This window comes from uncultured Fluviicola sp. (assembly GCF_902168135.1).
In the GTDB taxonomy this organism is placed as follows: Bacteria; Bacteroidota; Bacteroidia; order Flavobacteriales_D; family Crocinitomicaceae; genus Fluviicola.
The window spans coordinates 69,320-79,935 of sequence record NZ_CABHOL010000033.1; the positions used below are offsets into that span (position 1 = coordinate 69,320).

A 10,616-nucleotide genomic window follows, 5' to 3' on the forward strand; every position below is an offset into this window, starting at 1 on the left:
CAACCCGGTTGATTTTAAAGTCCGGACGATGAATGTCCGGACTTTTTTATTTTGTACTTTCAAGGTCATATATCTTATTCATATGTTTCTGGATTTTATCATCGGCTTTCTGCTCATGAACTCCCTTCCCCATTTCGTACTCGGAATCACAAAAACGCGTTTTTTAGGGATGTTCGGCTACAAACCAGCTGCAAACGTTTGGTATGCGCTAGTACAATTCGTGCTCGCAATGGTTTTATTCCACATCAATCATGGAATTGAAACAATCCTTAAAAACGGAATTGTTTTAGGAGCAGCAAGTACTTGTCTGTTATTTTTGATCTTTGGAAAAGCAATATTGAAATTTTACCGGGGAAACGGAAAAAACAATTTGTAATTCGCTGCATCGGCTGAAGGCCCCAATTCGGAAATTGATTAAATTTGGATAAATGAGTTTTTATTATCCACTGCTTAATTCATGAAAAGAATTTCTTATTCCCTGTTTTTATTGTTTGTCGCCTGTTTCGCTCTAACAAGCTGTAAGCAGGTATTTTTAGGACTTTACGGAATGAAAATGCCGAAAGAAATGAGTGAAAAAAGTATTCTGAGGGCAGGAAAAAAATACCACATACCACCAGAAGACAGTTATCAACTCGATTCCACTTACAGAAGGTATCTTTTCTCACTGGATACTTCAAAATTCAAGCAACAGATTAAAAACCACTATCAGCCGCTTCAGGCGCTTTATTACAACAAAAACGGGACACTGGAATCCTTCCAAATCAATTGCTATGCCGGTGGTTTTCCGAACCTAAAATGGAACAGGAATGAAATATTTGAAGTATTTCCACCCAAACAACAGGCCCCTGCAGACAGTCTTCTCAGCTTAAAAACACAAATTCAGTTTTTGCTTCCACTTTCTAAAACTGCACAGATAGATCCCGGTAAAACAGATTATTTTGTGATCGTTCACTGGAACCGTTTCATGGGAAGACAAACAAGAAGACTTCTTCGACACGTGCAGAAAAATGCCAAATTAACAACCGATGGACAGCTTAAAATTGTTTATGTAAATAATGACAATCATTTCCTGAAAGACTTCTAACAATGGTTTTTTCAACACTTCATTGAAATCATTTTAAAGAGAATGCTTTTCTTTGGGTATGAATCAGGCACAGGCATTTTTAAACGAATTCAAATCTACCCGCAATTTTGCAGAATTGGTACCGGTTTTGGCAAAAGATGAAACCCTGAGAATGGCCATTTTTGATGAAATAGCATCCGTAGAATACCCTTTTCCGGAATATGCTTCCTGGATTGCTGTGCATTTCTACGAAAAACATCCCGGTCTTATGAGCCGTAAACAGTTCGACTCCATGGTTTCGGTCCTGCTTCAGACTACCAATCATTCCGTGCAGCGCAACCTCACCAACGCATTGGTAAACGCCCCGTTCGATTGTTCGGAAAACGGAGAATTGCTGGATCTTTTAATCGATTTCCTGCATCAGTCGGAAGCACTTCCTGCTTTAAAACATCACTCTCTGCGAATGATTGAAAAGCATTTTTTACCTGCTTACCCGGAATTGATGCGTGAACTGAGGACGCTATTTGAAGTTATTTCGAATCATCCCAAAGCTTCTATGCAGTCAATGGCCAGAAATTTTGAAAAAAAATACCGCAAACATCCTTATTATGAGCAATAAACTCCTTTTCACAGTTCTAAGCTTTCTCTTTGTCCATTCATTTTTCGCTCAAACCATTCGTTTGGAAGAAATCATGAAAGGAGAAGAGTTTGTAGGCTTTTCCCCGCAAAATATTCGCTGGGCAATGGATAATGAATCCGTGCTTTTCGACTGGAATCCCAACGGAGAACCAGGAAGAAGCTTGTATGCCTATCATTTGAAGCAAAAAAATACCCGCAAAGTTCCGATTGCTGATGGTCGTTTGTTTTGGACTCCAGCTTTAGATAATCATACGCAATTAGGTGTTAATCATTATTTTAACGACAATGGTGATTTAGCCCGTTATACATCAAAAACCAAATTAAAAACTATTCTTTACTCTGCCAAAGAACCCATCGGAGCAGTTTTCAGGAACAATCAATCTCCCCTGGTTTACTTCCAGGTTGAGAACAACTTGTTTTGTTACAACGAGGTAGCAGGAAGCATTATCCAGGTTACCAATTTTATCCGGGGAAACCAACCCGCGGAAAAAAGTGATACCAGCTTTCTTTATCAACAGCAAAAGGAACTCTTTTCATTCATCCAATTGCAGGAACAAAAGAAACAATGGGCTGAAAAACAACCCAAACGCGTAACACCGGCAGGGATTTACTATGCGAAGAACGAATATGTAAGCCGGATAAATATCAGCCAGGATGGGAGCTACGTCACTTTTGTTTTAGTCATGGACGCAGATGAACCAAATACGAATTACGAATCGTTCATAACCGGAGATGGTTTTACACAGCGCAGGCCGGCTCGTCCGAAAGTAAATGATAAGGAACCAAATACCCGAATGGGGATTTTTGACATTCGAAAAGACACTGTTTACTTTGTATATACTGCTTCGTTGAAGGACATTCGCAAGAAACCGGAATACTTTGCCGAATATGGAAGTACCGGTTCTTATTCCAAAGACCGGGAAATCTGTTTTCACCAGGCAGTTATGCATCCAACCGAAAACAAGGCACTGGTGGATATTCGTTCGTATGATAACAAAGACCGCTGGATCTGTTTGGCTGATCTTGCTTCCGGAAAACTGACCGAACTGGAACACCAGCACGATGAGGCCTGGATCGGCGGCCCCGGAATCTCGGAATGGAACGAGGAAGAAGGAACCCTTTTTTGGGTAAATCAAACTGATTTCATCTTCCAAAGTGAAGAAAGCGGTTATTCGCACCTGTACAGCATGAACTGCAATTCGAGAACTAAAAAGGCCCTTACTGAAGGAAACTGGGAAGTACGCAGCCCTTTCCTATCCAACGACAAAAAAACGATCTATTTTATCGGGAACAAAATCCATCCGGGAGTTCGGAACGGTTATAAACTGGATCTGGTTTCAGGGAATGTCACAGCTCTTTTCGAAGGGTATTTCGGGATTGAATGGACACTTTCTCCCGATGAAAAAACATGGGCTATCCGCTATTCCACACCTACGCAGCCGTGGGAATTGTGCATAGCTGCAAATAAACCCGGACAAAAACTGGTTCCGGTTACCAAAAGTACACTTCCCGGATTCGATCAATTGCCCCTTCAGACTCCTGAAATTATCCAAATTCCATCCTCCGACGGCAAACAGATTTACTCCCGAAAATACACACCGGATAAACCAAACGGAGCTGCGGTATTGTTTGTTCACGGAGCCGGTTATCTTCAAAATGCACATTATTACTGGAGCCATTATCAGCGTGAAATGTTATTCCACCAATTACTGCTATCCAAAGGATATACAGTACTTGATCCGGATTATCGCGCCAGTGAAGGATACGGAAGAAACTGGAGAACAGATATTTACCGCGATATGGGAAACCGCGACCTGAAAGATTATGTGGACGCAAAAAATTACCTGGTAAAAAACCATTCCATCGATTCGAACCGCGTAGGTATTTACGGAGGAAGTTATGGCGGGTTCATCACTTTAATGGCACTTCTGAAAACTCCGGATTCGTTCAATTGCGGAGCGGCTTTGCGATCGGTAACAGATTGGGCACATTACAATCACGAATACACCAGCAATATCCTGAACTATCCTTCAACCGATCCGAAGGCTTACAAAAGAAGCAGTCCGATCTATTTTGCAGAGAATCTGAAAAAGCCTTTGCTGATGCTTCATGGAATGGTTGACGATAACGTTCAGTTCCAGGATATCGTGCGGCTGAATCAGCGTTTTATTGAATTGGGGAAAACCAATTTTCAACTGAGTATTTTCCCTACCGAGGCACATGGATTTACATTTACTCCTGCATGGATTGATGAATACAGAAGGATTTTGGACTTGTTTGAAACGAATTTGAAATAAGAAAACTATGATCGTCCGCGAATTAAAAACTTTAGAGGAAATGTTACCTCATCTAAACATTCTTCGTGAATTATATCCGGAGTTGGAATTGGAGAACTACCGGTCTATGCTTGAGAATATGATCCCGAATAATTACGCTCAGGTTGGCGTTTTTAATGATGACGAGTGCATTGCTATCAGCGGATACTGGCTCGGAACCAAATTATGGTGCGGACCTTACCTGGAATTGGACAATGTCATTGTGTGTCAATCAGCCAGAGGAACAGGAGCCGGAAAACTGATCCAAAATTACCTCGAGGAAAAAGCAATTGCTTTAAACTGCCACATCATGGTATTGGATGCATATACCAATAACTTCAAGGCTCACCGGTTTTATTACAACCAGGGATATTCGCCGAAGGGATTTCATTTTATCAAGATTCTGAACGAAGACGGACTGACTTGAAATGATCAATTATGAGTGGTTTAATTATCAAGGGGAATCCATTCCTGATAATTAATAATTGATAACTTTCCTAACTTTCGATTCTTCTCATCTGGTCCCGGATGGTTTTCCCGCAGATTTGGATCTGATCGACAATTTTCGAAACCAATGCTTTCATTTCTTCCTTGCTGAGCTGTGTATCTTTCTCTAGCTTAAGAAGTAATTCTGAAGTTATATTCATCCCAAACAAACGCGCCGGACTCAGGATTTGATGTGCCTGCTTGCGCAATTCTTCCCAATCCTCGTCTTCAAAGAAATGAATCAGGTCAATGGAATACTGGGGCATCATTTCTAAATACGCCCCGTACATTTCCAATAAATACTCTTCACTTCCCTCTGCCCGTTCTTCCAAAATAGAAAGGTCCATCAAAGAAGGTTCTGCTTCCTTATCCGGATGTTTAATTTCTGAGAAAAGTACATTGTTCTGATACCCCCATTTTACCAAAAGCTGGTACAACTTCTCAGGATTAAAGGGTTTTGAAATGTAATCATTCATTCCTGCTTCGATGAACTTATTTTGATCACCAACCATAGCAGAAGCAGTAATTGCAATAATCGGAATCGAACAGGTTGGTTCGGGGAATTTGGAACGAATAAAACGGGTTGCTTCCATTCCATCCATGCGAGGCATATAGTAATCCATCAGGATCACATCAAACTGACGGTCTTTCAGAACTGTAATTGCATCAATGGCATTATTTACGGCTTCTACTTCAACATTCCACTTGTTCAGGTCATATAAAATAACCCGCTGATTGATTGTATTGTCTTCTACCAAAAGCACACGCAGTCCTTCCAGGTTTTTCACCAGTACAATGTCTTCTTTACTGACATTTTTGGTTTCTACATGTTTGTTATGCAGTTCAAAATCCAGCTCGAAAGAAAGTGTTGTTCCCTTCCCTTCCTTACTAACAAGGTTGATCTCTCCACCCATGGCTTCAATCAATGACTTAGCAATTCCCAAGCCCAAACCGGTTCCCGAAGTTGTTCTTGTACGGTGGTCTTCCAACTGGGTGAAATTCTCGAAAACAAAGTCTTGTTTTTGCATCGGGATGCCGATACCGGTGTCTTTTATTTCAAAGTGAATCCGACCGATTCCATTTTTTTGATAAACCGGATGTACTTTTAGTGTGATACTTCCATGGAGCGTGAATTTGATCGAATTCCCCACAATATTCAGCAAAACCTGGTTCAAACGGACGGGATCACCAATAACAAAATCCGGTAACTTCTCATCAAAATCCAGGTGTAGGGACAAACCTTTTTCTTCAACGCGGTAAGCAATGGAACTCACAAAAGTCGATAAAAGATCCCTCAAAGAAAAACGGACATATTCAAAAGACATTTTCCCCGCCCTGATCTTGGAAACATCCAGCAAATCATTTACAACATGCAGCAGTCCGTTTGCAGAAATCCCAAGCGTATTGACAATTTCCTGCTGGTTTTTAGAAAGTTTTTCATCACTTAGCTGTCGTGTTAATCCGATAATTCCATTCATTGGAGTGCGGATCTCATGACTCACATTCGCAAGGAATAGTTCCTGGGTTTTCAATGCATTTTCCGCTTTTCGTTTCTCCCGTATTGCCAATTCCCTTGCTTCGAGTAAGTCCGTGATATCCGTATCTACATACACCAGGAATTTCAGTTCGTCATTTTCATCAAAAACCGGGGTCAATGAGGTCTGAATGTATTTCTGCTCATGGTTCTTTAATTCTTTAAACGCTTGAAAAACAACTGATTCTTTTGTCTCAATGGCATGCTCGATAAAAGCCGAAATTTCAGCTCTAGTCAAACCACTCAAGTTATAAATACTGTTTCCTTTTTTCTCAAAGAACTCATCTGCAGAGTCCCAGCCATATAACCGGACAAATCCTTCATTTACCCATGAAATGATCCCCTGAGGGTTCGTGATCTTAATTCCGTTATTCGTATTACTGGCTACAATCGACAAACGCTCCAACTGCTTGTTCTTAGAAAGAATTACTTCATTCGAGGAAACCCGGTCTTTATAACGAATGTAAATGAATATCAGCAAAATGATCAAAAGTGCAATACTCCCGATTAACAGGTTTAAAATAACGACCTGGTTCTCATTGTTTTCATTCTGAAGCCGCTTGTTCTTGTTCAGGATCGCAATCTCTTCATTTTTTTTATTCAGATCATAGAGAAATTGAAGCCTCACCAATTCCTTCGCATTGACTTCGTCACTATATTCCTCACTTTTTTCATTGAATTTAATCCGGTATTCATAAGCCGCTTTATAATTGCCTCTGAGGCTTTCAAGTTTCGAGTAATATTCGTAATAGTTTTTGTATTCGGCCAGGAACTGGAACTGGTCAATATAGGTTTTATATTCCTTCAACAGCTTTTCGGCTTCATTCAGCCGACGATATGTTAAATGGGATTTTATCAAGAGCCTGCAGTTACTGTAAATGTACTCCGGCATTTTTTTTCGCACGTAAATCGTCCTTGCAAAATCCAGGTACTTTTTCAAGCTATCTATTTGACCTTCCAGCCCATAAGCTTCACCATAATTGGAATAACCAACGGCATAACTAACCGTATCTTTCATCTCCAGTGAACCTTCAATGCATTTTGCAGCATACTTACGGCTGATCGTTAAATCAAACTGCTGTTTCCTTAACTGGTAATAAATCAGGTATAAATTAGACAAGTTGTTATTGGACGATAAAATAAAATGATCAAACTTCTTCGTGTTTGCTTCGAACAAAATGGATTTATAAACCAGCTCTGCCCTGTCCAGGTACCACGTATTCTTTGTCTCATATCCATAATCGGTTAAACAATGCCCTACATAACTTTTACAGGTAAAATATTCGTTCATGTTTTTGACAGTCCGGAATTCAGACATGGCGCGATCGAAATGGTTTCGTGCTTTCAGGAATACTCTTAGGTTCTTGAAGATTTGTCCGATTGTTTTTTCCGCTTCCCCGATCCGCTGGTGGTCTTTCATCTGTTCGGCAACAGAAAGCGCCTGGTATGCAAAATCTATTGCCGATTTCAGGTTGCCTGTCTGCAGATTATAAATACCCAGCCGATGCAGAATCTCATACTTTAAATCCTTTTGCAGCTTCGTTTCTTCCAATCTGTTTGCCTTTGACAAAAGTTCGATACTTGAATAAATATCCGAGTCCTCCATTTCTTTTGCCCGGTTCAGCATTTTGGTCGCGGAATTCTCCCCATACGAAAGAGAATCAGCGTAAGAAACAGGACTATTCAGGAAAACAAGTAAAACAAGTAATCCGAATTTGAAAGTGCCGCTAAATATCTTTCCTGGTTTGAAACCCATAGTTTTGAATAACAACCGTTTAAGAGTGAAATTAGGGATTATTTCCAAGCGCATCCTTCTAAAATGAATAATTTACGCCTTACACTAAATGAATCAGGCATTTGGCTACTTGTTTTTTAACAGTTTCGCTCGATTTTGAGAAGTATTCCTTAAATTCGGATGCAATAAAACGAAACTATGAAAAACAAAATTCTCCTCTCTCTCCTTTTCCTTCCGTTTTTTTACCACGCACAAGACTCAAAAGGTTCATGTTCTTCCGTAAAAAAACATACAAATTCCCAATTGAAGAGCAATACATTTACCATTGCTCAGATTGCTCAAACGGAATTATACGATGTCCATTATTATTTCCTGGACCTGAACATGACGAATACAACAACTACTTTGTCAGGCTCAGGTGAAATCCACGCTGTCGCACGTGAAGATCTCGATACGGCTTTGGTAGAGTTCTTCCAATCGTTTGTGATCTCTTCTATTGAGGTCGACGGAAACCCGGTTACTTATTCCCGCCAGAACAGCGCATTAAAAATTCCCGTAAACAAATTACAGGGCGAAAACTTTGTGATTCATGTAAATTACAGCGGAACACCTCCTACAGCGGCAACCAATCCGTTGGGCGGAGGCGGAATGACCAATCAAAGTTCTCCTTCCTGGGGAAACCAGGTTACCTGGTCGTTATCAGAACCCTTTGCAGCTTATGAATGGTTTCCGGTAAAACAATCCCTGAAAGACAAAGCCGACAGCTGCGCGGTTTGGATCACTGTTCCTTCAAATTGTAAGGCAGGATCAAACGGTCTTTTGGAACAAGTGGTTGATTTAGGTAACGGTACTCACCGCTTCGAATGGAAACACCGACATCCGATCGATTATTACCTGATCTCGGTAGCTGTTGCTAAGTATGTAGAATACAACGTAACGGCCAATCCGGCAGGTTCGGGTCCGGTTTTGATCCAAAATTTCATTTACGACAACCCGGCTACCCTTCCGAATTTCCAGGACGATATTGATGAAACAGTTGACTTTATGGAATTGTTTGCTGACTTGTTCGGACCGTACCCGTTTGCAGATGAAAAGTACGGTCACTGCATGGCACCTATTTCCGGGGGAATGGAACATCAAACAATGACTACACAGGGATTCTTTAATCCCACTCTGACCTGCCACGAGTTGGCACACCAATGGTTCGGTGATCATGCAACCTGCTCTTCCTGGGCCGATATCTGGGTAAACGAAGGTTTTGCTTCCTATTCGGAATATATCATGCTGGAGAATCTGTATCCCGGAGATGAATTGCAGGATATGCTTGACAGACACGATGATATCATGTCGCAGTCGGGCGGATCTGTCTGGGTAGAAGATTCCCTGAGCGAAGGTGCTATTTTTTCCGGTAGGCTGGTTTACAACAAAGGAGCGGCGATTGTCCATACGCTTCGTTTCCTGATAAACAATGATTCGGTTTTCTACGATGCTTTGAAAGCATACCAGGTATTATATGCCGATTCTGTTGCTTCAGGTATTGAGGTGGTAGATGTGTTCGAAAACGAAAGCGGTCTGGATTTAACGAATTTCCTGGAAGAATGGTATTTCGGGGAAGGATACCCCACTTATTCCGTGCGCTGGAACAATGTAGGAAGTGACTTATTACTGGAGATTAACCAGACAACATCAAAACCGTCTGTCACTCCTTTGTTTACCAATGACCTGGAACTTCGTTTCGACAGAACAGGGGTTGCAGATACCACCATTCGTTTCCAGATTACAGGCAGTCAAAACCAATTCATAATTCCAAATGCTGCCAATTACGTAAACATTACGAAGATTGACCCGGACAACTGGATTTGTAATAAATCGGCGGGAATTGTGAAAGACCTGAACTTTACGGCAGGAATTGAAGAAATTGCGGATAAATCGCGTATTTCCGTGTATCCGAATCCTTCCAACGGACCGATTACCATCGAAATGACCACATCCGGAGATTACAACCTGGTCTTAATGGATGCTAAAGGAAGTGTAATTACTTCCAAAGAATTTAACGGAATAACAGCTCTTGATTTGAAAACCCAGGCGCAGGGAACTTATATTCTTCAGGTTATTTCGAAAACAAGTGGAGAAAAGTTCAGCCGCTTGATCAAACGTTGATAGATATTCTTTTCTAAGATCTAAAGTCGCTATCCCATTGGTAGCGACTTTTTTAATTCATTTTATTTAGAATGATTTTATTCTGTAAGTGAAAGTTTTAATTTATTGTTATTTATAAATGAAGTATCAAAATCATCCCTAATTTTACGGAACTAAAAGAAAAACATGAAAAAAATAGCTTTATTACTATTAGTCGGTTTTGGATTTGCTGCAATGGCAAATCAAGCTGCTGCACAAAACAAACAAGAATGGCCAGAATTGAAAGAATTCCACAAAGTAATGGCTCAAACATTCCATCCGAGTGAGGAAGGAAACCTGGAACCAATCAAAACACTAATCGGTGACATGGTTGAGAAAGCAAAGGCACTTCAGGCATCGAAGTTTCCTGCTGATTATGATAATGAAAAAATGAAATAAGCTGTTGATCAATTGGTGACTGACAGTGAAAAATTGCAGGCAGCTATCAAAGATGGAGCAAGCGATAAAAAAATCACGAAATCCCTTTCAGGCTTACATGATGTGTTTCATCAGATTCAAGGACTTTGTTCTACGACTGAAGGACATGGGCATGAGCACAAAGAAGGTGACGGACACAATCACTAAGAATTGTTCACATTAAATAAAAAATCCCCCGTACATAACAGATCTGGGGATTTTTGTTTTTGGTTGTTTCATCCTAAAACC

General features: G+C 40.6%; 9 protein-coding genes. 8 read left to right on the forward strand and 1 reads right to left on the reverse strand.

The features are described from left to right. The first annotated feature begins 82 nt into the window (after positions 1–82). The 5 genes from QZT69_RS12430 (at position 83) to QZT69_RS12450 (ending at position 4,444) form a co-directional block, all read left to right on the forward strand. On the forward strand, positions 83–376 hold the full coding sequence (locus tag QZT69_RS12430; protein WP_294674603.1) for a hypothetical protein: 294 nt from the start codon (positions 83–85) through the stop codon (positions 374–376). 81 nt (positions 377–457) lie between these two features. Further along, on the forward strand, positions 458–1,084 hold the full coding sequence (locus QZT69_RS12435) for a hypothetical protein (RefSeq protein ID WP_294674605.1): 627 nt from the start codon (positions 458–460) through the stop codon (positions 1,082–1,084). A gap of 58 nt (positions 1,085–1,142) precedes the next feature. Then, positions 1,143–1,682, forward strand: coding sequence for a hypothetical protein (locus tag QZT69_RS12440; RefSeq protein WP_294674607.1), 540 nt, complete (start codon positions 1,143–1,145; stop codon positions 1,680–1,682). Beyond that, a complete protein-coding gene (locus QZT69_RS12445; protein WP_294674610.1) occupies positions 1,672–3,999 on the forward strand; it encodes an alpha/beta fold hydrolase in 2,328 nt (775 codons plus the stop codon). Before QZT69_RS12440 ends, QZT69_RS12445 begins: the two co-directional genes overlap by 11 nt. A 40-nt stretch (positions 4,000–4,039) precedes the next feature. Then, positions 4,040–4,444 (forward strand): GNAT family N-acetyltransferase, encoded by a 405-nt coding sequence (locus tag QZT69_RS12450; protein WP_294674612.1) that lies wholly within the window; start codon positions 4,040–4,042, stop codon positions 4,442–4,444. Between the two features lie 70 nt (positions 4,445–4,514). Here the strand turns inward: QZT69_RS12450 and QZT69_RS12455 are convergent, their stop codons facing one another. Continuing rightward, positions 4,515–7,793 carry an ATP-binding protein gene (locus QZT69_RS12455; RefSeq protein ID WP_294674614.1) on the reverse strand — a complete coding sequence of 1,093 codons (3,279 nt, stop codon included), beginning with the start codon at positions 7,791–7,793 and terminating at the stop codon, positions 4,515–4,517. Positions 7,794–7,970: 177 nt separating this feature from the next. Between QZT69_RS12455 and QZT69_RS12460 the strand changes: the two genes are divergently transcribed. The 3 genes from QZT69_RS12460 to QZT69_RS12470 all read left to right on the forward strand — a co-directional run bounded on the left by QZT69_RS12460 (position 7,971) and on the right by QZT69_RS12470 (position 10,535). After that, positions 7,971–9,932 carry a M1 family aminopeptidase gene (locus tag QZT69_RS12460; RefSeq protein ID WP_294674616.1) on the forward strand — a complete coding sequence of 654 codons (1,962 nt, stop codon included), beginning with the start codon at positions 7,971–7,973 and terminating at the stop codon, positions 9,930–9,932. Positions 9,933–10,097: 165 nt separating this feature from the next. Continuing rightward, positions 10,098–10,349, forward strand: a complete 252-nt coding sequence (locus tag QZT69_RS12465) for a hypothetical protein (RefSeq protein ID WP_294674618.1) — start codon at positions 10,098–10,100, stop codon at positions 10,347–10,349. Between the two features lie 15 nt (positions 10,350–10,364). Continuing rightward, positions 10,365–10,535 carry a hypothetical protein gene (locus QZT69_RS12470; RefSeq protein WP_294674620.1) on the forward strand — a complete coding sequence of 57 codons (171 nt, stop codon included), beginning with the start codon at positions 10,365–10,367 and terminating at the stop codon, positions 10,533–10,535. Positions 10,536–10,616 lie beyond the last annotated feature (81 nt).

What these genes read in the sequence shown, in the direction of transcription:
- QZT69_RS12450 (WP_294674612.1), top strand. Translation starts at nt 4,040, where the DNA reads ATGTTACCTCATCTAAACATTCTTCGTGAATTATATCCGGAGTTGGAA.
- QZT69_RS12455 (WP_294674614.1), bottom strand. Translation starts at nt 7,793, where the DNA reads ATGGGTTTCAAACCAGGAAAGATATTTAGCGGCACTTTCAAATTCGGA.
- QZT69_RS12435 (WP_294674605.1), top strand. Translation starts at nt 458, where the DNA reads ATGAAAAGAATTTCTTATTCCCTGTTTTTATTGTTTGTCGCCTGTTTC.
- QZT69_RS12430 (WP_294674603.1), top strand. Translation starts at nt 83, where the DNA reads ATGTTTCTGGATTTTATCATCGGCTTTCTGCTCATGAACTCCCTTCCC.
- QZT69_RS12465 (WP_294674618.1), top strand. Translation starts at nt 10,098, where the DNA reads ATGAAAAAAATAGCTTTATTACTATTAGTCGGTTTTGGATTTGCTGCA.
- QZT69_RS12460 (WP_294674616.1), top strand. Translation starts at nt 7,971, where the DNA reads ATGAAAAACAAAATTCTCCTCTCTCTCCTTTTCCTTCCGTTTTTTTAC.
- QZT69_RS12440 (WP_294674607.1), top strand. Translation starts at nt 1,143, where the DNA reads ATGAATCAGGCACAGGCATTTTTAAACGAATTCAAATCTACCCGCAAT.
- QZT69_RS12445 (WP_294674610.1), top strand. Translation starts at nt 1,672, where the DNA reads ATGAGCAATAAACTCCTTTTCACAGTTCTAAGCTTTCTCTTTGTCCAT.